The sequence below is a fragment of the Chryseobacterium candidae genome, from assembly GCF_004916905.1.
GTDB classification, from domain to species: Bacteria; Bacteroidota; Bacteroidia; order Flavobacteriales; family Weeksellaceae; genus Chryseobacterium; species Chryseobacterium candidae.
Genome location: NZ_SDLV01000061.1, coordinates 67,055 through 87,921 on the forward strand (window position 1 = coordinate 67,055; position 20,867 = coordinate 87,921).

25 protein-coding genes are annotated in these 20,867 nt (G+C 36.3%); 22 read left to right on the forward strand and 3 right to left on the reverse strand.

Annotated elements, in window-relative coordinates:
• Positions 1-87: 87 nt before the first annotated feature.
• From EK417_RS20770 to EK417_RS20810, 9 genes are all read left to right on the forward strand, one after another.
• Positions 88-1,224: a 3-hydroxyacyl-CoA dehydrogenase NAD-binding domain-containing protein gene (locus EK417_RS20770; protein ID WP_136523235.1), complete on the forward strand. Its 1,137-nt coding sequence runs from the start codon at positions 88-90 to the stop codon at positions 1,222-1,224.
• 89 nt (positions 1,225-1,313) lie between these two features.
• Positions 1,314-1,622 carry a hypothetical protein gene (locus EK417_RS20775; RefSeq protein ID WP_076596872.1) on the forward strand — a complete coding sequence of 103 codons (309 nt, stop codon included), beginning with the start codon at positions 1,314-1,316 and terminating at the stop codon, positions 1,620-1,622.
• A gap of 9 nt (positions 1,623-1,631) precedes the next feature.
• Entirely contained in the window at positions 1,632-2,045 is a 414-nt protein-coding gene (locus EK417_RS20780; protein WP_110368065.1) for a PaaI family thioesterase, read from the forward strand.
• 89 nt (positions 2,046-2,134) lie between these two features.
• Complete coding sequence (pcaF, locus tag EK417_RS20785) at positions 2,135-3,340, forward strand: 3-oxoadipyl-CoA thiolase (protein ID WP_136523236.1); 1,206 nt, start codon at positions 2,135-2,137, stop codon at positions 3,338-3,340.
• A gap of 88 nt (positions 3,341-3,428) precedes the next feature.
• On the forward strand, positions 3,429-4,022 hold the full coding sequence (locus EK417_RS20790) for an acyltransferase (RefSeq protein WP_047429267.1): 594 nt from the start codon (positions 3,429-3,431) through the stop codon (positions 4,020-4,022).
• A gap of 91 nt (positions 4,023-4,113) precedes the next feature.
• Positions 4,114-4,692 carry a transposase gene (locus tag EK417_RS20795; RefSeq protein WP_136523237.1) on the forward strand — a complete coding sequence of 193 codons (579 nt, stop codon included), beginning with the start codon at positions 4,114-4,116 and terminating at the stop codon, positions 4,690-4,692.
• A 57-nt stretch (positions 4,693-4,749) separates the two neighbouring features.
• The gene (locus tag EK417_RS20800; RefSeq protein WP_136523238.1) at positions 4,750-5,577 is read left to right on the forward strand and encodes an alpha/beta hydrolase; all 828 of its coding nucleotides are present in this window, start codon (positions 4,750-4,752) and stop codon (positions 5,575-5,577) included.
• 104 nt (positions 5,578-5,681) lie between these two features.
• A complete protein-coding gene (gene paaZ, locus EK417_RS20805) occupies positions 5,682-8,177 on the forward strand; it encodes a phenylacetic acid degradation bifunctional protein PaaZ (RefSeq protein WP_136523239.1) in 2,496 nt (831 codons plus the stop codon).
• A gap of 142 nt (positions 8,178-8,319) precedes the next feature.
• Complete coding sequence (locus EK417_RS20810) at positions 8,320-9,006, forward strand: SMUG2 DNA glycosylase family protein (protein WP_136523240.1); 687 nt, start codon at positions 8,320-8,322, stop codon at positions 9,004-9,006.
• An 84-nt stretch (positions 9,007-9,090) separates the two neighbouring features.
• Here the strand turns inward: EK417_RS20810 and EK417_RS20815 are convergent, their stop codons facing one another.
• Positions 9,091-9,912 (reverse strand): T9SS type A sorting domain-containing protein, encoded by an 822-nt coding sequence (locus EK417_RS20815; RefSeq protein ID WP_076596863.1) that lies wholly within the window; start codon positions 9,910-9,912, stop codon positions 9,091-9,093.
• A gap of 36 nt (positions 9,913-9,948) precedes the next feature.
• Positions 9,949-10,500, reverse strand: a complete 552-nt coding sequence (locus EK417_RS20820; protein WP_076596862.1) for a phage tail protein — start codon at positions 10,498-10,500, stop codon at positions 9,949-9,951.
• A gap of 255 nt (positions 10,501-10,755) precedes the next feature.
• On the opposite strand from EK417_RS20820, the gene EK417_RS20825 reads away from it, so the two are divergent.
• The 13 genes from EK417_RS20825 to EK417_RS20885 all read left to right on the forward strand — a co-directional run bounded on the left by EK417_RS20825 (position 10,756) and on the right by EK417_RS20885 (position 19,032).
• Positions 10,756-11,520, forward strand: a complete 765-nt coding sequence (locus tag EK417_RS20825; RefSeq protein ID WP_076596861.1) for an enoyl-CoA hydratase/isomerase family protein — start codon at positions 10,756-10,758, stop codon at positions 11,518-11,520.
• A gap of 237 nt (positions 11,521-11,757) precedes the next feature.
• Positions 11,758-12,375: a hypothetical protein gene (locus EK417_RS20830; protein WP_136523241.1), complete on the forward strand. Its 618-nt coding sequence runs from the start codon at positions 11,758-11,760 to the stop codon at positions 12,373-12,375.
• Complete coding sequence (locus EK417_RS20835; RefSeq protein ID WP_136523242.1) at positions 12,375-12,995, forward strand: hypothetical protein; 621 nt, start codon at positions 12,375-12,377, stop codon at positions 12,993-12,995. The genes EK417_RS20830 and EK417_RS20835 overlap by 1 nt, the downstream gene beginning before the upstream one ends.
• A gap of 93 nt (positions 12,996-13,088) precedes the next feature.
• A complete protein-coding gene (locus tag EK417_RS20840) occupies positions 13,089-13,379 on the forward strand; it encodes a winged helix-turn-helix domain-containing protein (RefSeq protein ID WP_076596858.1) in 291 nt (96 codons plus the stop codon).
• 63 nt (positions 13,380-13,442) lie between these two features.
• Positions 13,443-13,733, forward strand: coding sequence for a hypothetical protein (locus EK417_RS20845; protein WP_136523243.1), 291 nt, complete (start codon positions 13,443-13,445; stop codon positions 13,731-13,733).
• A gap of 24 nt (positions 13,734-13,757) precedes the next feature.
• Positions 13,758-14,597: a metallophosphoesterase gene (locus tag EK417_RS20850; protein WP_136523244.1), complete on the forward strand. Its 840-nt coding sequence runs from the start codon at positions 13,758-13,760 to the stop codon at positions 14,595-14,597.
• Positions 14,598-14,602: 5 nt separating this feature from the next.
• Entirely contained in the window at positions 14,603-14,938 is a 336-nt protein-coding gene (locus EK417_RS20855) for a hypothetical protein (protein WP_136523245.1), read from the forward strand.
• 6 nt (positions 14,939-14,944) lie between these two features.
• Entirely contained in the window at positions 14,945-15,430 is a 486-nt protein-coding gene (locus EK417_RS20860) for a Coq4 family protein (protein WP_136523246.1), read from the forward strand.
• A gap of 9 nt (positions 15,431-15,439) precedes the next feature.
• Positions 15,440-15,763 (forward strand): hypothetical protein, encoded by a 324-nt coding sequence (locus EK417_RS20865; RefSeq protein ID WP_076596855.1) that lies wholly within the window; start codon positions 15,440-15,442, stop codon positions 15,761-15,763.
• A 20-nt stretch (positions 15,764-15,783) separates the two neighbouring features.
• Positions 15,784-17,178 (forward strand): DUF4153 domain-containing protein, encoded by a 1,395-nt coding sequence (locus tag EK417_RS20870; RefSeq protein ID WP_136523247.1) that lies wholly within the window; start codon positions 15,784-15,786, stop codon positions 17,176-17,178.
• Complete coding sequence (locus tag EK417_RS20875) at positions 17,162-17,866, forward strand: DUF1361 domain-containing protein (RefSeq protein WP_136523248.1); 705 nt, start codon at positions 17,162-17,164, stop codon at positions 17,864-17,866. Before EK417_RS20870 ends, EK417_RS20875 begins: the two co-directional genes overlap by 17 nt.
• A 53-nt stretch (positions 17,867-17,919) precedes the next feature.
• Positions 17,920-18,459, forward strand: coding sequence for a hypothetical protein (locus tag EK417_RS20880; protein ID WP_136523249.1), 540 nt, complete (start codon positions 17,920-17,922; stop codon positions 18,457-18,459).
• 60 nt (positions 18,460-18,519) lie between these two features.
• Positions 18,520-19,032 (forward strand): hypothetical protein, encoded by a 513-nt coding sequence (locus tag EK417_RS20885; RefSeq protein ID WP_076596851.1) that lies wholly within the window; start codon positions 18,520-18,522, stop codon positions 19,030-19,032.
• Positions 19,033-19,118: 86 nt separating this feature from the next.
• Here the strand turns inward: EK417_RS20885 and EK417_RS20890 are convergent, their stop codons facing one another.
• Positions 19,119-20,777 (reverse strand): S8 family peptidase, encoded by a 1,659-nt coding sequence (locus EK417_RS20890; protein WP_136523250.1) that lies wholly within the window; start codon positions 20,775-20,777, stop codon positions 19,119-19,121.
• Between the last annotated feature and the right edge of the window lie 90 nt (positions 20,778-20,867).

The following is a 20,867-nucleotide window of genomic DNA, read 5'->3' on the forward strand; positions in this document are numbered from 1 at the left end:
CCAATGTAGCAGTTTATCAATGAGATGCTTCGACAAGCTCAGCATGACAATGATTGTTACATTGTTACATTGATACACTGTTACATTATGAAATATGTAGGAATTATCGGTGCCGGAACCATGGGAATCGGCATTGCACAGGTAGCCGCAACGAACGGATGCAAAGTATGGGTATATGATGCCAACGCAAAACAAGTAGAAACGGCAACAGTTGGTTTGGAAAAAACGCTCACCAAATTGGTGGATAAACAAAAAATTTCGGCAGAGAAAATGACTGAAATTTTAGCTAATATTTCCATTGCTACAGAATTGAAAGATTTCAAGGATTGTGAATTAATCATTGAAGCAATTATTGAAAACAAAGATATTAAAACGAAGGTGTTTACAGAACTTGAAAACTATGTTTCAGAAAACTGTATCATCAGTTCCAATACCTCATCTATCTCTATCACCTCTCTTGGTGCAGAACTCAAGAAACCGGAGCGTTTCATCGGAATTCACTTTTTCAATCCCGCTCCATTGATGCCTTTAGTGGAAGTCATTCCGTCCTTATTAACAGAAAAAACATTAGCAGAGAAAATCTACAACCTCATGAAAGAATGGGGGAAGACTCCTGTTATTGCTAAAGATATTCCCGGGTTCATTGTCAACAGAATTGCCAGACCTTATTATGGGGAAGGCCTTAGAATTGTTGAAGAAAACATCGCAACACCGGAACAGGTGGATGATGCCATGAAAACATTGGGTAACTTCAAAATGGGACCTTTTGAATTGATGGATCTTATTGGAGTAGACGTCAACTTTGCCGTAACAACCACTGTTTACAAAGATTATTTTTACGATCCGAAATACAAGCCCTCTTTATTACAGCAAAGAATGTCTGAAGCCAAACTTCACGGCAGAAAAACAGGAAAAGGTTTCTACGATTACAGCGAAGGAGCAGAAAAACCTTTAGCCGTGAAAGATGACGCCTTATATCAGCAGATCTTTTTGAGAATCATTTCTATGCTGATCAACGAAGCGGTTGAAGCCAAAAGATTAGGCGTTGCCAATGATGAAGATATTGAACTGGCCATGCAGAAAGGCGTTAATTATCCAAAAGGATTATTAAGCTGGGGGAAAGAAATCGGGTATGGGAAAATCTCTGAAACCCTTCAGAACCTTTACGAAGAATATCAGGAAGAAAGATACAGACAAAGTCCATTACTTCGTAAAATGAATTAGATAATTTGAAAATGTACCAATTTGAAAATTGATTATAACAAGTTCTCATTTTCAAATTCTCAAATTTATTTAATTTTCAAATTGATATTATGAATATAGATGAATTCAGAGCAGAGCTGGAGACCAGACTTTTAATTGAGAAACAGTATTTAACTCAGGAAGCCTCCTCTGTTGATGAGCAGGAAAGGCTTGAGCTATTAGGAAAGTTTAATGAAAAATATAAAGAGTTGATCAAAAGATTGGCGAACGAAAACGGGATTGATCTAAATGCATCCTATCCCTCTGAAAATTCATCAGATTCAGAAAGACTTTCATACGAGCAGATCATTCTGGGGAAAACCATGAGTGTTTACGACAGATTATCCGATGAGCTGTATGAAGAAATAACAAACATATAATTAATAGAAATGAACCCAAGACAAGTTGCAGATTATATGTTCAATCAGGATTTTTTTTCCCAGTGGATGAATATCAAAATGATTGAAGTAAAAGAAAATTACTGTTTAATAGAAATGCCAATTAAGAAGGAAATGCTGAACGGGCTGAAAACGGTTCATGGCGGAGTTACCTTTGCGTTTGCAGACTCTGCGCTGGCATTTTCTTCCAACAATACCGGAGACGCTGCCGTTGCGTTAAACTGTATCATCAACTTTACCAAAGCAGGAAAAGAAGGTGATACTTTCAGAGCAGAAAGCATTTTGGTAAATGAAACCAGAAAAACGGCTGTTTATGACATTAAAATTACCAACCAGAATGAAGAACTGATTGCAAAATTTGTAGGAACAGTTTACAAAATCGGAAAAAAAGTAACAGAATTATAATAAACAGTAAGCTTGAAGCAATAGGCAGTAAGCTTTTTTGAAGCTGATAGAGCCTACTGCATATAGCTTAAAGCCTAAAGCAAATAAAAATGAACAACGTATACATCATAGACTATGTCAGAACTCCCATTTCAAAACTGCAGGGAGGATTATCAGAAGTAAGAGCAGATGATTTAGCTGCTATTGTAATCAAAGAAGTAGTAGCAAGAAATCCTGAAGTCCCTGTAGAGGAAATTGAGGATGTTATTTTCGGATGTGCCAATCAGGCAGGTGAAGATAACAGAAACGTTGCAAGAATGGGACTTTTATTAGCTGGTCTTCCTTACAAAATAGGAGGGGAAACGGTTAACAGATTGTGTGCTTCAGGAATGTCGGCGGTAGCCAATGCATTCCGTTCCATTGCAGCAGGAGAAGGAGAAATTTATATTGCAGGAGGAGTAGAACATATGACACGTTCTCCTTATGTAATGTCTAAGCCAAGTGCAGCTTTTGGTAGAGACAGCCAGATGTTTGATACTACTTTTGGATGGCGTTTCATTAACCCAAAAATGAAAGAAATGTATGGGGTAGACGGAATGGGAGAAACTGCAGAAAATTTAGCAGATATTCACCAGATCAACAGAGAAGATCAGGATAAATTTGCCCTTTGGTCTCAGCAGAAAGCTACAAAAGCTCAGGAAAGCGGAAGACTGGCAGAAGAGATTGTAAAAGTTGAAATTCCTCAGAGAAAAGGCGATCCTATTGTTTTTGAAAAAGATGAATTCATTAAACCAACCTCATCTATGGAAGGATTGGCAAAACTTCGTCCGGCTTTCAGAAAAGAAGGAACCGTAACGGCAGGAAATGCTTCAGGAATGAATGATGGTGCAGCTGCTTTGATTTTAGCAAGTGAAGAAGCTGTAAAAAAATATGGTTTAAAACCAAAAGCAAAAATTCTGGGATCTTCCGTAGCAGGTGTTGAGCCAAGAATCATGGGAATCGGTCCGGTTGAAGCAACACAAAAGCTGTTGAAAAGATTAAACCTTTCTCTGGAAGATATGGACATCATTGAACTCAACGAAGCATTTGCTGCACAGGCACTGGCGGTAACAAGAAGCTTAGGGTTAAAAGATGATGATGCAAGAATAAACCCGAACGGAGGTGCAATTGCAATCGGCCACCCATTGGGAGTTTCCGGAGCAAGAATCGTAGGTTCTGCTGCAATGGAACTTCAGAAGCAAGATAAAAGATATGCATTGTGTACCCTTTGTATCGGTGTCGGACAGGGGTATGCGATGGTGATTGAAAAAGTATAATGAATTTGAAAATGAGTTAATTTGAAAATGTTTAAAACCATTATTAATTTTCAAATTATCTCATTCTCATATTTTCAAATTAAAAAATATGAACATCTACTCATACCACGGGATTCGTCCCATTATAAAACCCTCTGCCTACATTCATCCGCAGGCAGTGATTATCGGAAATGTAGAAATAGGTGAAGAAGTATATATCGGTCCCAACGCAGTCATTCGAGGCGATTGGGGAAAAATTATTATTAAAGATGGAGCCAACGTACAGGAAAACTGTACTCTTCATGTTTTCCCGAATATAGAAACCATATTGGAAGAATCCGCACACATCGGACATGGAGCAATCATCCATTCCGGACACATTGGAAAAAACTGTCTGATCGGAATGAATTCTGTGGTAATGGACAAAGCTTATATCGGTGATGAAAGTATTGTCGGAGCACTCGCTTTTGTACCAGCCAATTTCAGATGTGAACCAAGAAAACTGGTGGTAGGAAGCCCTGCAAAGATTATCCGTGATGTTTCTGACGAAATGATTCACTGGAAAACAGAAGGAACAAAATTATATCAGGAGCTGGCAAGAGAAGGAAAAGAAGCTATTCTGCCTTGTGAGCCTTTTACGGAATATGTTCAGCAGATCCCAACCAAAATTGTGGATTACAGCATCTGGGATGATATAAAATAATAGTATAACTTATTTTTAATAATTGTTGATCATTAAACCAAACGGGGTTTTAAAACCCGTTTGGTTTAAAATTTAAAATACCAGATTTAAAATGATTAATACAGAAAATTTTGAATTTGAAGGTGTATATCACGTTTTCTCTCATGTAAACGGGACTGAAGTTATTTTTCGTGAGCCATCAAATTATCATTTTTTTCTGGAAAAGGCAGAAAAATATATTCTTCCGGTCGCTGATATCTATGCCTATTGTCTATTACCTAATCATTTTCATTTGTTGCTAAGATTTAAGAATTTTGATGATGTGAATAGTGAAAATGAGCATCAGTTTTTAATGAAGCATTTTGGTAATTTATTGAATGCTTATGCTAAAGCTTACAACAAAAAATATAATAGAAAAGGGGCTCTTTTTCTGAATGCGGTAAAACGAAAGAAAATATCAGATGAGAAATATTTATTGAAAGTTCTCCATTACATCCATAATAATCCGATTAATCACGGATTTGTAAATAAAATTGATCAATGGAAGAATTCTTTATATAATTCATATGTAAATCCTGAAAAAGAAAGTAAATTGAATAGAAAGGAAATCATGCAGTATTTTGATTCGCTAGAAATTTTTAGAAATTATCATAAGTCGACTGTTGAATATGATTTTTTAAATTTTGAATAATTGCTAATAATCAACCCTAACGGGTTTTTAAAAACCGTTAGGGTTAAAAAATTAAATATGATTAAAAAAATTGCGCTTGCATGCAGCATGATGTTTACGGTGGGGTGTACGCTCTCAGCACAGACGGTTACATCAAAACCGCTTACAATAGGAGAAGTGAGGATCATTAAGTCCAAAACATTAAATGAAGACAGAACGCTGAATATTTATCTTCCACAGGGATATGATAAAACAAAATCATATCCGGTGATCTATCTGTTGGATGGAAGTATGAATGAAGATTTTATTCATGTGACAGGGTTAGTACAATTCTTTAATCAGATGTATTCCATGCCGGAAACCATTGTAATAGGAGTTGCTAATGTAGACAGAAAAAGAGACTTTACTTTTCATACGGATTTAAAAGACTTGCAGAAAGATTATCCTACAACAGGGCACTCTGATAAGTTTATTGAATTCATGGAAAAGGAATTAAAGCCTTATGTGGAAAGTCAGTTTAAAACAACAGATAAATACCTTTTTGGTCAGTCTTTGGGAGGACTTTTGGCGACAGAAATCCTTTTGAAAAAACCGGAAATGTTTAATAATTATTTTATCATCAGTCCAAGTTTGTGGTGGGATGACGAAAGTCTTTTAAAACAGACCCCACAACTGCTTTCAAAATTACCGGATACGAAAAAGTTTGTTTATGTTTCTGTAGGGAAAGGAGAACATCCTGTAATGATAAAGGATGCTGAAGCTTTCTACGATGTTTTGAAAAAAGCAGGAAAGAAAAATTGGACACTGGAATATAAAATGATGGAAACAGACAATCATGCAACCATTCTTCACAGAAGCTTATATGAAGGATTAGTGAAAATGTTTCCCTATCAGGAACCGAAATAAAAGATAAATGTAACAATATACTAATGTAAAAATGTAACAATAAATTCGTAATAACCAATAATTGGTAAATTGTTATACTGCTACATTGATAAATTAAATATTTTATGGAAAAGTTAAAAAACTATATCTACGGACAATGGGTAGAAGGTACCGGAAGCGGAATTCCTTTGTACAATGCCGTTACAGGAGAGCAGGTGGCTGTTTCCGATACAGAAGGACTTAATTTTGAACAGGCTCTTGACTATGGGAGAACTGTAGGATACAAAAACCTTTCTTCAATGACTTTCTATGATCGGGGAGAAATGCTGAAAAAAGTAGCACTTTATTTACTGGAAAGAAAGAAAAAATACTACGACTTATCATACAAAACAGGAGCTACCCATGTGGATTCATGGGTGGATATTGAAGGAGGTTTCGGAACTTTCTTTACCTATTCCGGATTGGCAAAAAGAATGCTTCCTAATACTTCATTCTGGGTAGATGGAGATACTCAGAAGATCTCCGCTAACGGAACTTTCCTGGGGACTCATATTTTAACGCCAAGTGAAGGGGTTTCTGTACAGATCAACGCCTATAACTTTCCAGTGTGGGGTATGTTGGAAAAATTATCCACCTCCTTATTAGCTGGTGTTCCTTCTATTGTAAAACCATCTCCTTTCGGATCTTATCTTACCAATGTGGTATTTCAGGATATGATTGAAAGTGGAATATTGCCTGAAGGTGCTGTGCAGTTAGTTTGCGGAGAGCCGGGAAATATTCTTGATTATGTTCAGGATGGAGACTCTGTCTTATTTACCGGTTCTGCTCACACAGGTAGAAAATTAAAATCACTGCCATCTATCGCAGGAAATGCCGTTCGTTTCAATATGGAAGCAGATTCCCTGAACTGTTCAATCCTTGGATTGGAAGCCAAACCGGGAACTCCTGAATTCGATTTATTCATCAAAGAAGTTCGTAACGAAATGACGACAAAAGCAGGGCAGAAATGTACGGCTATCAGAAGAATTATCGTTCCCGAACACTTAATTGGTGACGTTCAGAATGCTTTGTCTAAAGCTTTGGATCAGACGAAAATCGGAAACCCATTAAGCAGGGAAACCAAAATGGGATCTTTGGTAGGAAGACAGCAGTACGAAGAAGTTCTGAGAAAAGTAAATCTATTAAAATCAGAAACAGAACTTGTCTATGACGGGAAACATGAACTGGTAGATGCTAACTACGAAAATGGAGCATTTATGAGTCCGAAACTATTCCTGAACGACAAGCCTTTCGAAAAAAATATCTCTCACGATGTAGAAGCTTTCGGGCCGGTATCTACATTAATGCCATATAAAGATGCTGAGGAAGCTGCTGCATTGGCAAAAAGAGGAAAAGGAAGTTTAGTGGGATCTATTGTTTCTCATGACGAGAACTTTATCGCTGAAACTTCATGGAAAATGGCTTCCCAGCACGGAAGAATCTTTGTACTAAACAGAGATAATGCTAAAGAAAGCACAGGCCACGGTTCACCACTTCCTACATTGATGCACGGAGGTCCTGGTAGAGCAGGTGGCGGAGAGGAAATGGGCGGACTGAGCGGTCTTCATTTCTTCCTACAGAAAACAGCAATCCAGGGATCTCCGGATGTACTGAAAGCAATCACTAAGATTTATCAGCAGGGAGCAGAGAAAAAATTCTCAGACAAGCATCCTTTCCAGAAATATTTTGAGGAAGTGGAAGTAGGAGACTCCTTAGAAACAGCAGGAAGAACAGTTACTGATGCAGATATCGTCAACTTTTCCAATGTTTCATGGGATCATTTCTATGCCCATACAGATGCTACAAGTTTAACAGGTACAATCTTTGATAAAACTGTTGCTCACGGATATTTCATCCTTTCAGCAGCAGCAGGATTATTTGTTTCCGGTAAAAAAGGACCTGTTATTGCCAATTACGGATTGGAAGACTGCAGTTTCTTCAAACCTGTATACGCCGGAGATACCATCACGGTTTATTTAACAGCAAAAGAAAAAATCAACAGAGGCGTAAAAGGAAGAAACATTCCTTCCGGTGTTGTAAAATGGCTGGTTGAGGTTGTAAACCAAAGAGATGAGGTGGTTTGCGTGGCAACAATCTTAACATTGGTCGCAAAACAATCACCTTTCATCGACCTGAATGTGAAAAATGTTCAGAAAATAGTAAACAGTTTAACGGAAAATACTGCTGCACTTTGGGGAAAAATGTCTCCGCAGCAGATGATAGAACATCTTGAGCAGGCTTTATTGGTAAGTTTTGGAGAGCCTGAAGCAGATAAATGCTTCACCCCGGAGGAACATCTTGAAAAATGGCAGGATTCACTTTACAACCACAGAGCAATGCCAAAAGAATTCACCGCTCCGTTCCTTCCGCAGGATGGTTCACTTCCTGAACTAAGACACAAAAACCTGGAAGCTGCAAAACTGTCATTCATGGATAACCTTAAGAAGTTTGTGATCTACTACAAGGAAAATCCACAGGCAGAACACATGAATTACGTTTTCGGAAAACTGAATAAAGAAATGTGGGAACTGATGCACAAAAAGCATTTTACCCACCACTTCCAACAATTTGGATTGATTTAATTCAGAATAAAATATAAATTTAGAGTCCCTTTCATCAAATGAAAGGGATTTTTTGATAGATTTTTATCCATGTCAAGGTTTAAAACCTTGGCATGGATAGTGCAAATGGGAATGTTGTTTATTTACAATAGAAAATGATTTTATGAGCAAAACTTTTGCAGACCATGTTATAAAGTTCAATGAAAACCTGAGCTATACAGGAAATTTACCTGAAGGTTTTGATGTTCTGAATCCGTATCTGGAAAACCCTGAAACATTAATGGTAATGCAGACGTTTTATCATAAATATTATAATGATTCATCCCGAAGAAAATTTATTATCGGAATCAATCCAGGCCGTCATGGAGCTGGAGTAACCGGAGTTCCGTTTACCGATACAAAAAGATTGGAAAGTGTCTGCGGAATCAAAATGGAATCTGCCCATACTCATGAAATTTCTTCCGTTTTCATCTATGATATGATTGAAAACTATGGAGGTGCTGATCTTTTCTATAAAGATATTTATATCAATTCTCCATTTCCACTGGCTATCGTTAGAAAAACAAAAAATGGCTGGCTTAATGCTAATTATTATGACGATAAAAAATTATTCGAAGCTGTAAAGGATTTTATGATTGAATCTTTGAAGAAACATATCAGTCTCAATCTTGATGTATCAGAAGTTTTTATTCTTGGTAAAAAGAATGCCGGTTTTATTTCAAAACTAAACAAAGAAGCAAAACTGTTTGATAAAATGACAGTTCTGGAGCATCCACGCTATATCCAACAGTATAAATCCAAAGAAAAACAGATTTATATAGATAAGTATATTATAGCTTTGCAGAAATGACAAAATCCCTTCGTAGAAAGGGATTTGTCATTCATGAATTAGAATCTTTATGGGAATGTGGAACTTATGATTAATTTTCTGAAGTTAGTTCTTAATTACTTTGGTAGACTCTGTTGCTGTTTTAATAATGTAAACTCCTTTTGGAAGTTCTGAAATATTGATTTCATTATTTCCCTTTTGAGTTGGTACAGCCTTCAGCATTTTACCGTCCAGGCTGTAGATTTTAGCTTCACTGGCTTTTTCTGTAGTGATAGAAATTGGCCCGCTGGTTGGATTAGGATAAACAGTCAAGTCTTTTTTAGTGCTTTTAGCTTCCGAAGTTCCCAATACCAGATTGCTGTCTTTTACCCAGGTGAAAGCATCCAAACCTACATATCGGAAGGCTCCGTTCGCGGTGATCTGCAACTCGTCAATCACAATGTTTGAGTAGTTTTGCCCGTTTAAATTGGTCAAGTCAATCAAAGTGAATCCGTTTGTAGTACCTAAACTTGTAGCAAATCCGGTAGTTTTTGTTTGAGTAAATTTTGTTACTCCACTTAATTTTCCGGTTACAGTAAGTGTTCCTGCCACATTCAGATCCAGGTTCAATGCAGAAAGATACATCCAGAATCTGTTTACTTTAAACAGATTAGACGTGGTCTTAATACTAAATGATGGCGGAAATTGAGAATCATTGGAATTATCAATATATCTGTTGTCATTGGCTGTTCCGTTCCAGCCAGTTCCGGGAAAATTTCCCTGAATATCGAAAACGCTTGTATGGGAAATGATATTGAATATAACCCCATTATCGGTGAAGCTTGTACTTGCGTTCGATTCTGTCTCAAATTGTTCTGTACTGGTCTGCCCGAATGAGAAAATTGAAATGAGCAGACTACAGATTGCTAAAAAAGTAGTGCTTTTCATGATTTTTGTTTTAAATGTTAGGTTGTTGTATGGCTATTAATCCCTTGGTGGGTAAATACCTTCCACACAAATGATATAATTTAAGCCAAGATAAGGCGGCATATTATTCACAGGCTGGCTTTGGCCGATGAAGCTAATGCTTTGATTATTAATAACCGTATCAGGGTTAGCATTATTCACAAAACTAGGTACTGCATTGAAATCTCTTCCCACCTGTGTTCCTGAGATAGCAATTGTTGAAGTGGCCGTTGGAGTAGATGAATTGGCATTTTTATTCGCTACTTTAAGCTGAAACCCTGCCCCTACGCTTGGAAGGTTTGATGCTAAAAGTGTATTTTGTGTAGTACCTGACACTGCGCCCAAAGGATAATATTCGTTGGCATTTACATTTCCTGCGCCTAAAGCCATACGCCCTTTTAAGTTGGGCAGAGCAAAAGTAGTGATGCCGTCTCCACCATAAGTTGTTCCTAAAATAGAGAATAAGGCAGAATTTCTTGAGATGCTTATTAAACTTCCATCGCAAAACATCCATCCTCTAGGGGCAAAATTCCCTGCAAATAATTTTACAATTCCAATGTACTCGTCCATGATAATATTTTTTTTAGTTTTAGATTTCTTACTCTTTTACAGGCTTTTCAGACTCCGCCTTTTGGTTGTTAATTCTCAGTTCAAAGGAACGATTAATAACAAGGAGGTACTAGAGTAGAAAATACCAAATTTAAAACTCCGTATTTCTACGTAATAACATCTTGAAGTATGCTTATTCAAAAAGAAAATTTATATTTTAAGTTTCTCTGAACGAGCTATATTTCGTATTTTTGTAAGAATCCAATAAAAATAAAAATGAGCGAATTTGTAGCATCAGAAATTAAAAATAATATTGCCGAAATCAGTTTCGGAACCCCAAAAAGCAACTCTCTTCCGGGAGCAATTTTAGAAAAACTGGCAGAAACTATCCTTGAAGAAGGAGCAAAAGAAGAGGTGAAAGCTATTTTAGTAAAAAGTGCAGGTGAGAAAGCGTTTTGTGCAGGAGCAAGTTTTGATGAGCTTTTAGCAATTGAGGAACTGGAAGCTTCCACAAAATTTTTCGGAGGTTTTGCTAAAGTTTTAAATGCAATGAGAAACTGTGGGAAAATTGTAGTGGTAAGAGTGCAGGGAAAAACTACCGGTGGAGGAGTTGGAATTGCCTGCGGAGCAGATTATTGTTTTGCCACTAAAGATTCAGCTCTGGCGCTTACGGAAATCAACCTTGGAATCGGACCTTTTGTAATTGGGCCTTATGTTGAAAGAAAAATAGGGAAGTCGCAATTCTCCGCAATGGCTATTGATGCAGACTTCAGATCTGCAGAATGGGCTGAGCAGCATAATATTTATCATTCTGTTTCTGATAGTATTCAGGAAATGGATGATAAACTGGAGAAATTTTTAAAGACTTTAGCTTCAAGAAGCAGTGATGCTTTGTCATTAATTAAAAAGGTTTCATGGGAAGGAACAGATCACTTCAATGAACTAATGCCGGCAAGAATTCATATGAGTGCAAGTCTTATTCTTGAGGACTCAGCTAAGAAAAATATTGAATCCATCAAAGAAAGGTTAAGAGCAAAGTAATTTGTCTTTACTGGCTAGAAAATAATTGGATTCTGATCCAGACTTTATCCGTAGAAATATTTGTTTTCTACGGATTTTTTGTGCCTTTTGGTTTTTTAAAAAAAGAATACAGTTTTTAGATTTTCAGATGCCGCTAAAATAATTCTAATATATCGGGTAAGAATTATATCCAAAATTTTAAATAAAAACTTGGCGAATTGAAAATAATTTATAACTTTGTAATTCAAAGTTCTTTTTATGAGTTCAAAAAACTATCACGAAGACTTATCCCACATTCGTTCTATGATGGAACGGTCTTCCAGATTTATTTCTTTAAGTGGCTTATCCGGAGTTGTGGCCGGGTTAGCGGCAATTATTGGAGCTGTATATGTGTATTTTGTCTTTCAGAGAGAAGGAATTAGCTATTTTGATGGAGACAGAAATATTTTAGGCCCTTCCTTAGTGAAAGAACTTGTCCTGATTGGAGCTATTATTTTGGTTGTTGCAGTCTTTAGCGGTTATATTTTTACTGCCCATAAAAGCAAAAAGAAAGGTTTGAAGATCTGGGATGCCACAACAAAAAGACTTTTGTTTACCTTTGCAGTGCCTTTGTTAGCAGGCGGTGTCTTTTGTCTCGCTCTCCTTTATCATCATCTTTTTGTTTTCATTGCTCCGGCTACACTTATTTTTTATGGATTGGCTCTGGTAGCAGCAGAACGATATACATTAACGGATGTAAAGTATTTAGGATATCTAGAGATTATTTTAGGACTTGTTTCTTTGTTCTTTTTAGGATGGGGATTGCTGTTCTGGGCTATTGGTTTTGGAGTTTTGCATATCGTTTATGGATTGATCATGCATAAGAAGTATAAATAATGGGAATCGGTTTTGTCATATTAATACACCTTTTTGCTATATCAGTTTTCAGTTTTATATGTGCTGCTATAGGTTGTTTACTTACTTATTTTATAAGTGAAAAAGAAGGAAAGAGGAATAAAATGATATTGGCATTTATAGGACCTTTTGTGGCATTTTATACGTTCTATTTTGTCGGAATTATTGGTTTGTCCATGGTATCCGATAATAAAAAAGTGGATGTTGGAATTGGTGATGCCTGGTATGTTCCTTTGAAAAATGACCATCAGCTTTTATTTATTGATTTACCAGAACAGGCGAGTATTAATAATGGGAGTGGGCTGACATTGGTTTCACAAGTGGCTAAAATGGAAGAGTTGGGTAGCTATGTTTTTGGAAAGACATCTGACAGCGAATATTTTTTTGTTGATTTAAAAACAAATGAGGTTAAAACTTTTCAAACAGAGAAGGAGTTAAGTGCCTTACATGTAAATAAAAAACTCAATCTAGTAGATGCAACCAAATTTTATTCAGAGAGGAAAAATGATATTATGGGCTATTGGCCTTTGTTGATAATTTTTTTATCTCTTATTGTTAGTATTGGAGCAGTATACATATGGAAGTTACTATTAATTTTTTAATTGTAAAATTGCATTAGGCTGAAGTTACAGAGAAGTAAAAAAATGAAAGATAGTCAGATTTTGACTGTTTCAGAATAAATAAGAAAAAGTAAAATGATCAAAATAAATCAGCTCAATAAAGAATTCGAAAGCCGTGTAAGACTGGGGATTATGTCCGTTCTTATGGTCAACGACTGGGTTGATTTTTCTGAAATGAAAAGCCTGCTCGAAATTACAGACGGAAATCTTGCAAGCCATAGCAATGCTCTGGAGAAAGCTGGTTATATAGAAGTGAAAAAAGAATTTGTCGGGAAGAAGCCTAAAACCTCTTATCGCGTTACCCAAAGTGGAAGACAGGCTTTTACTGAACATTTGGATGCACTGGAAAAATTATTAGGGCGATAGCCTTATATTTTTTTGAAAATTAACTTTGAATTGCAAAGTACTTTAAGTAATAAAATTAATAAAATGATGACACAAAAACAAAAAACACTCACAATTTATGTTCTTCCTTTGGCATTACTCAGTATTCCTTTGGCTGGAAATCTATTTTCTAAAGAAGTAAACTGGTCAGCTTCAGATTTTCTGATAGCAGGAGCTTTACTTTTTACAGCAGCTTTTCTCATTAACCTGGTCCGAAATAAAATCAAAAAGCAAAGCCACAAAGTCCTGATCTGCATTTTTATTTTGCTGGCTCTTGCTTTGATCTGGGCCGAGCTGGCAGTAGGGATTTTCGGAAGCCCGTTTGCGGGAAGCTAAAGCCGGATTTATTCAGTATTTAATATGACTAGAAAAGAGTTCATTAAAAGACTAGCTTATCTTTCATTGGCAGGTGCTTTCCCGGCATTGTATTCGTGGCAGATAGAACCTTTTTGGGTGGAATTTGTACAAAGAAAACTTCCTGTTAAAAACTTGCCAAAGATTCTTGAAGGAAAGAAATTGATGCAGATTTCAGATCTGCATGTGGGAAATCGTTTCGACTGGAATTTTCTGATTGAATCTTTTCAGAAAGCCCAACAGTTTAAGCCGGATTTTGTAGTGTATACTGGCGATTATGTAAACAAGGGAACACCAGAAGAACAAAAAGCACTTGAAACTGTAATGGAAAATTGTGTTTTGGGAACGTCAGGCACTTTTGGAATCCTCGGTAACCATGATTATGGTGAAAATTGGAAAGATATAGAATGCTCAGATAGTATCTGTGAAATTCTTAAAGACAGAGGTATTACAGTGCTGAGAAATGCTCAGGAGGAAATCCATGGACTGAATTTTATAGGACTTGAAGACCTTTGGTCGCCTAATTTCTATCCCTTAGATGTGATGAGTGAATATGACTCCTCAAAAGCCAATATTGTATTGTGTCACAACCCAGACGCCTGTGATCTGGATATTTGGAACAGCTATCAGGGATGGATTTTAAGCGGACATACTCATGGCGGGCAATGTCGGATTCCCGGTATTATTACTCCGGTTCTTCCTGTAAAAAATAAAAAATATGTGTCGGGAGAAATAGATATGGAAGATGGAAGAATGCTTTACATCAATCGGGCCATAGGACATTCTTTCCAGATAAGATTTATGGTACGCCCGGAAATTACTGTTTTCACCTTAACTCAAACTTAATAATGATGAAAGATTCAGAAATAATAAATCAAAAAACAAAGGAAGATCAGAATATCTTAAACTTTGGAAAAATCATTTTTGTAATATTCTTTTTAGCTGGAAATAGCTGTCTTTTCGGATATATTTTCACAAAGGAGTTTTGGTTTGCAGATTTAGGATTTATGCTCATTACTTATGGAAGTCTTTTCAACCTTGTTATTATGTTGATTTTGCTGATATGTGCTGCTGCTAATAAATCTAACCGTAAAGCCTATTTACATTCTGCGGCAATACTCTTAATCAATATACCTATAGCTATACTTTATGCCATAATAGGATTCAATCTTGTTATTTTTAATTAATTCACTATGAAAAAAATACGCGTTCAGTTTCTGCTTTTTGTGTACGATAAAACGCAAAAATTATACAGAAAATATTTTAAAAAGAAAAAAAGACAGTGGCAGTTCAATGAAAAGCAACTGCTGGAATTTCAGGAAGATTCATTAGGCAGGAAACTGGGAGAGTTTTACAGGAAACATGGCTTTTCAATGATCCCCAAAATGGAAAATCATGACGTACACCATCTGATTACCGGCTGCGGAACCAACTTTGAAGATGAAATTGCCATGCAGTATCTGTTGCTTGGAAACGGTAAACTCAATGCGCACCTTCTGGCTGCAATCGTATTAGGAACAATTATTCTTCCTGAATATGTGAAAATTTATATCAAAGCATATAAAAAAGGACAAAATATGAGAACCTTTCATCACTGGGACTTTGAAGGACTGCTATGGCAGAATTATGAACATGTGAAAGACTTCATTCAACAAAAAGAAACAGCCATCCTCCATTAAAATTTAAAGATGATGAGAAAAATAAAATTCAGTCCGCTGGGAGCAAAAACGTTTCTGATTTCCTTTTTGCTGGGTACCTTATTACTGCTTTTATTTTGGATTACAAAAGCTGAATTTCTCGTGATATTCGGATTTTACTATGTGGTGATCGCGGCAGTAGTGAATCTGTTAATCATTTTATATGAATTGATGGAATACCTGAGTGATATTTCCGGAAAGAAAAGGAACGGAAACTCTGTACTTCTTCTGTTGCTCAATGTTCCTGTTGCTTTAATCTACCTCGTTTTATACTTTGAATTTCTTTCAAATCTCTCAGATCTTTCAACCTTTTAAATCTTTAAATAATTAACCTCATGAAAACACATCATTATATATTTCTTACAGCCATTCTCTTTGTTATCGTCTTTTATGAACAGGATGTAGGGCTAAACCTTGGAATCCTGGGAATAGTCTACGCAGCATTAACCCTTTTCAGGACACCTGCAAAAAATAAAACAGGAATATTTTATGTTCTTTTTGCAACAAGTATTCTTTCCAGTATTGCATTTGCCTGGTTTGGAGATTTTACATCATTTATTGCTGTGATGAGTTCGCTGCTTTTGCTGGGATACAAATCAAAGAACAGAAGACTGAAGATCCTCTTTTTAATTCCGGTTTTTATCTTGAATAGCTGTACTTCCTTCTGTCGTTTTTTTAGCTTTGATGAATGGCTGCCTAAGAAAAACTTTTCAGGACTATGGCAAAAGACATTGGCTTTCTTTTTGATTCCGCTGGTGCTGGTTTCTGTTTTCTTTGGGATATATTCTGCAGGAAGCGACCATTTTGCAGCCCTTTTCACAGATTATGAGCTGGATATTAATCTATGGCAGGTATTCTGTCTCTCTGTGTTAGGATTCTTTATTGCCTTTAATTACTGGAATTATGCGGTGGAAAAGTTAATCTATAAAAACAATCATGTTCTGGATAACGATTTCCGCAAAGATTCCCGGATTCCCAAAGCTACTTATTCCTTTCTTGATCTTGACGCAGAAAGAATGAGTGGAGTAATCTCTTTTGTTTTGCTGAATATTCTATTGATTTTCTTTATTGTTACCTACAATTATGAACAGTTTTATGAAGCCGTAAAAACACCTGTTCAGCTTTCAGAAGAAACCCATGAAAGAGTAAACGCAGTTATTATGTCTATTGTCATGGCAATTCTGGTGATTATGTTTTATTTTAAATCAGGATTTAATTTTGATCCAAAAGCAGGTTCACTGAAACTATTAGCCAAAATATGGATTTTTCTCAATGCTGTTCTTGTTGTTTCCGCAGCGCTTAAAAACTATGAGTATATTGTTTATTATGCATTTACCTATAAAAGACTTGGTGTATTTGCTTTCCTTCTTTTATCACTGATCGGCCTGGCTTTGACTTATATTAAAATTCAAAAGCAAAAAAGAAACATTTTCCTTGTTAATACAATGATCTGGTATTTTTATGCAACCGTTCTTGTATGCAGCTATTTCAACTGGGGTGGTTTTATCACTTCCCAGAATATGAAACGAAAAGATTTTGCGGTTAATTATCACCGAACTTCTATTAGCTTCAGTGAAAAAGCACTCCTGAAATATGCAGATGAAAAAAATGATCAGAAACTAAAAAAGACTTTGCAGGATAAAGTGAAAAATGAGAGATCCAAAACCTTCCTTTCAAAGATTTTGTATTATCAGACCATAAATATAGAAGATCATGAAAAACCTTATTGAATCCTCAGGATTTAAAATTAATGTATTGTTGATAATGATGACTATATTCTGTTTCAGTCTCTCTGCTTTCAGATATTATATCAGTGATACAAAAGTATTTTTGTTTCTCAACTGGAATCTTTTTCTGGCGTGGATTCCTTTATTATTAAGTTCATTCATTCTTGCTTTTAGGATCAGAAGTACAATTTCACTCATCTTTATTATAGTAGTCTGGATATTGTTCTTCCCCAATTCTCCCTACATTCTTACGGATCTTTTTCATCTCAGAGCAAGAAATGGCATACCAATCTGGTATGACCTGATTGTGATTCTTTCCTATGCATGGACGGGGCTGATCTGTGGTTTTATAAGTCTTAATGATATTGAAAAACGACTTTCTGATTATGGAAAAACAAATATTATCAATGGAGTAACTGTGCTTTTCCTTTTCATGAGCAGCTTTGGGGTTTATCTTGGCCGATTTTTGAGATGGAACAGCTGGGATGTACTCAACAATCCTTTTGGTCTGTTCTCAGATATTGTGGTAAGATTCATCTATCCCATGGAATATACCAAAACATGGGGCGTCACCCTTTTGATGGGAATTATGCTCAACTTTATGTACTTTACATTTAAATGGGCAGGAATCAATAATGAAAAAGAATTGCAGCCGGAAGATAAATCATTAAACGGAATGGAACAATTTTAGCATTTAAATGAGCTCAGCATAATAAATGTTGATCCACTTTTAAAATTAATATTATGAAAAAAAGCCTATTGTTAATTCCTTTGATTATTGTTGCCTGTAAAAAAGAACCTGCTGTGGCAAACGTTCCGGAGAAAGATTCTGCAGTGGTAACAGAAATGCCGGATTCTGTAGTAAAAGCAGATTCTGCAGCATTAAGAAAAAAAGATTCAATTATTAACAATGCTCCGGTCACTAAGGAAGTTTTACGCAAAGGGGTAATGAGAAATGAAAAAGATGGTCAGATTATAAGAACGGTGGATGCTAACCAGCTCCCTTTTACAATTGGAGAAGAGTTTACGAAAGATGATCAGGATTTAGTCTTAAAGCTGACCCGTTACGACCGTCCCAATATTAAAGCGAAAATTTCAACAAAAGAGAAAGATTTTAATATTCGTTTCAATCAAATCAGGCTTCCTAACGGAAACTATGACGGACCTTTTGGAAGAGAAATTACTTATGATACTCCCGGACAAGGTGAAGTGTGGCTGATTATCGGAAAAAGTAATATGGCTTCAGGAAATACCAAAGGAAGTTTCACAGTAACGGTTGAATAATATTTAATCAATTTGGTACAATTTCTGTAAACTAAACTCTGAAGTTTAAAATTTTAAATTATGAAAAATATAGTTCTAACAGCAATGGCTGCCTCAGCTGTACTTGTAAGTTGCGGAACCGTACAGTCATTGGTTCAGAATACATTTCCATACACAACTAATGTTTTGGTATCTACGGGAGTTCCTGCAGATAAAGAAGTTTCTTCCACTGCAACGGCTACCAATGTACAGACATGGTTCGGAGGAAATAACAATGCAAAGATTAAAGACGTAAGAATTTCAGACGCGAAAATCTCTGTTGCATCTCCTTCAGGAGGGAATCTGAGTGCCTTTAAAACTGTAAAAATATACGTTTCTTCTAGCGGAACAGGAGAAAGATTGGTGGCTTCACGTTCCAATATCTCTAGCAATTCTTCCAGCTTAAATCTTGATCTTAATGATACAGGATTCCTGGATGAAATTGTAAAAAGTTCAGGATTAACTGTAAGAACAGTGTATGAGCTGAAGAATCAGACTTCTTCAGATATGAACATCAAAGTGGCGCTTAATTTCAGCAGCGTCCCTGCAAAATAAGTACATAAAAATACTATTAAAAACCCTCTTTCAGTATTCTGGAAGAGGGTTTGATATGAAGTAAAATAGGTAAAAAAATATTTTATTTAGAGTTTTGTCAGTTTCTCAACAACTCTTCTCTGGCCTTCATTGATGTTAATAATATACTGACCTGCTGGCAGCTGTGAGATGTCAATTTTCTCATTTGGCAAAACTGAATTTTTGATAACAGTGCGCCCCTGAAGGTTAATAATCTCTACATCCAGTTTTTTATTTTCACTGCTTTTAAGAGCGATAGAACTGCTGGACGGATTAGGATAAATTTTAACCTCTAAGGCAGATAAAGTTTTAACAGGTGCTGCAAATTTACTTTCCAGCTGAAGAATGGCATTCTTCACATTAGGAAGTGGGCCAATCTTTTGACCCGTTACAGTTCCTCCCTGAGGAATTCCCGTTGAAATTAAAAGGTTTTTCATTGCCGAAGGCGTTAAATACTGACCTGTAGTCTGACGATAAAAAGACTGGATTAAAATAGCTGCAGAAGAAACTACCGGTGTTGCAGAACTTGTACCGCTGAAATAATTATAAGTTCTGTTGTTGTCATTGTCATATTTCGCATAATATCCATAACCTGCCGCCATCACACTGCTTCCCCAACCCTGAACATCCACTCTGTTTCCAAAAGTACTGAAGCTTAATTTCGAATGGGTAGTATTAGGAGATCCTGCTCCTACAATAATAGCACCACTGTTTCCTCTTGCAAGATAGGCTGCATAAAACGGATCATCCAGATTCTGGTTTCCATTACCTGCTGCTGCAATGATAATAATTCCAGAATCAGTAGCGGCTTTGGTAAGATCCCAGATTACTTTATCATATTCCGCAGGACAATACTGACCGTCTTTTCCGCCAGTCTGCATTTCATATAAAATAATATCTCCGGCCTGAGATGCATTAATAGATCTGCTCACTGCAGAAGCCCGGTTGTATCCCACAGTGGTCCATTCCATATAACCTTTTATTTCAGAAGCACTGTAAGCAGCTCCGGTAAGTCCTGTATTATCTTTTACTGAACCTAAAATACTTACCACAGCAGTTCCATGATCACGGTAATTATTATTGGCTAATCCTGCATTAGGAGAATAACCGGACTCAAGTTGTATTGAATTTTGGTTAGACAGCATCTCATGAGTTTTATAGAAGCCATATTCTACATCACGCACACGGATATTCTGTCCTGTGATTCCTCTTGACCATGCATATTTAGCATTGATTCCCGGATTGTCATTCAGATAGGTCTGCAGGCTTTCCAGATCAGGAGTTGACACAAAAGCGTTTACCAAAGGTGGTTCGATAGGTTCGGCACTCATTACGGAAACATATTCTATTTCAGGAAATCTCTCAAGAGCATGAATGATTTTTTCTGAAGCTTCTTTATTCTGAAGAGGAATATCAGCCTTATAGATTCTTTTCAGCTTTTCCACAGACTCTCCGGAATTACCGATGGCTTTGCTGCTTCTGGCCATTTCATCAAGTTTGCTGTCTGTAAAGTCCAGATCATACTTAAATGTGATGTGGTTTTCTCTTGAAAATCTTTCCAGATCAGCATTTCTGCTGAAAGCTGTTTTTTCTGAATTGATGCCTTTTGAAAAACATACATAAATAATTGAATTTTGATCATCAGCCATTTTAGACTGGCTGTCCTGCCCGAAAGACAGCGTAGAACAGAACGCAAATAATGCGAAAAGGTTGGTTTTTGTTTTCATATAATTTTGTTAAATGGTTGTAAATCAGTTTTTATTTGCATCAAAAATAATAATAAAACAAAAACAAATCACATTTTTGTGAATTTATTT

Coding starts and splice junctions, on each gene's coding strand:
- EK417_RS20890 (WP_136523250.1), bottom strand. CDS start 20,777: ATGAAAACAAAAACCAACCTTTTCGCATTATTTGCGTTCTGTTCTACG.
- EK417_RS20800 (WP_136523238.1), top strand. CDS start 4,750: ATGATTAAAAAAATTGCGCTTGCATGCAGCATGATGTTTACGGTGGGG.
- EK417_RS20780 (WP_110368065.1), top strand. CDS start 1,632: ATGAACCCAAGACAAGTTGCAGATTATATGTTCAATCAGGATTTTTTT.
- EK417_RS20795 (WP_136523237.1), top strand. CDS start 4,114: ATGATTAATACAGAAAATTTTGAATTTGAAGGTGTATATCACGTTTTC.
- EK417_RS20870 (WP_136523247.1), top strand. CDS start 15,784: ATGAAAACACATCATTATATATTTCTTACAGCCATTCTCTTTGTTATC.
- EK417_RS20835 (WP_136523242.1), top strand. CDS start 12,375: ATGGGAATCGGTTTTGTCATATTAATACACCTTTTTGCTATATCAGTT.
- EK417_RS20855 (WP_136523245.1), top strand. CDS start 14,603: ATGAAAGATTCAGAAATAATAAATCAAAAAACAAAGGAAGATCAGAAT.
- EK417_RS20885 (WP_076596851.1), top strand. CDS start 18,520: ATGAAAAATATAGTTCTAACAGCAATGGCTGCCTCAGCTGTACTTGTA.
- EK417_RS20880 (WP_136523249.1), top strand. CDS start 17,920: ATGAAAAAAAGCCTATTGTTAATTCCTTTGATTATTGTTGCCTGTAAA.
- EK417_RS20815 (WP_076596863.1), bottom strand. CDS start 9,912: ATGAAAAGCACTACTTTTTTAGCAATCTGTAGTCTGCTCATTTCAATT.
- EK417_RS20845 (WP_136523243.1), top strand. CDS start 13,443: ATGATGACACAAAAACAAAAAACACTCACAATTTATGTTCTTCCTTTG.
- EK417_RS20770 (WP_136523235.1), top strand. CDS start 88: ATGAAATATGTAGGAATTATCGGTGCCGGAACCATGGGAATCGGCATT.
- EK417_RS20875 (WP_136523248.1), top strand. CDS start 17,162: ATGAAAAACCTTATTGAATCCTCAGGATTTAAAATTAATGTATTGTTG.
- EK417_RS20830 (WP_136523241.1), top strand. CDS start 11,758: ATGAGTTCAAAAAACTATCACGAAGACTTATCCCACATTCGTTCTATG.
- EK417_RS20850 (WP_136523244.1), top strand. CDS start 13,758: ATGACTAGAAAAGAGTTCATTAAAAGACTAGCTTATCTTTCATTGGCA.
- EK417_RS20865 (WP_076596855.1), top strand. CDS start 15,440: ATGATGAGAAAAATAAAATTCAGTCCGCTGGGAGCAAAAACGTTTCTG.
- EK417_RS20825 (WP_076596861.1), top strand. CDS start 10,756: ATGAGCGAATTTGTAGCATCAGAAATTAAAAATAATATTGCCGAAATC.
- paaZ (WP_136523239.1), top strand. CDS start 5,682: ATGGAAAAGTTAAAAAACTATATCTACGGACAATGGGTAGAAGGTACC.
- pcaF (WP_136523236.1), top strand. CDS start 2,135: ATGAACAACGTATACATCATAGACTATGTCAGAACTCCCATTTCAAAA.
- EK417_RS20775 (WP_076596872.1), top strand. CDS start 1,314: ATGAATATAGATGAATTCAGAGCAGAGCTGGAGACCAGACTTTTAATT.
- EK417_RS20840 (WP_076596858.1), top strand. CDS start 13,089: ATGATCAAAATAAATCAGCTCAATAAAGAATTCGAAAGCCGTGTAAGA.
- EK417_RS20860 (WP_136523246.1), top strand. CDS start 14,945: ATGAAAAAAATACGCGTTCAGTTTCTGCTTTTTGTGTACGATAAAACG.
- EK417_RS20810 (WP_136523240.1), top strand. CDS start 8,320: ATGAGCAAAACTTTTGCAGACCATGTTATAAAGTTCAATGAAAACCTG.
- EK417_RS20790 (WP_047429267.1), top strand. CDS start 3,429: ATGAACATCTACTCATACCACGGGATTCGTCCCATTATAAAACCCTCT.
- EK417_RS20820 (WP_076596862.1), bottom strand. CDS start 10,500: ATGGACGAGTACATTGGAATTGTAAAATTATTTGCAGGGAATTTTGCC.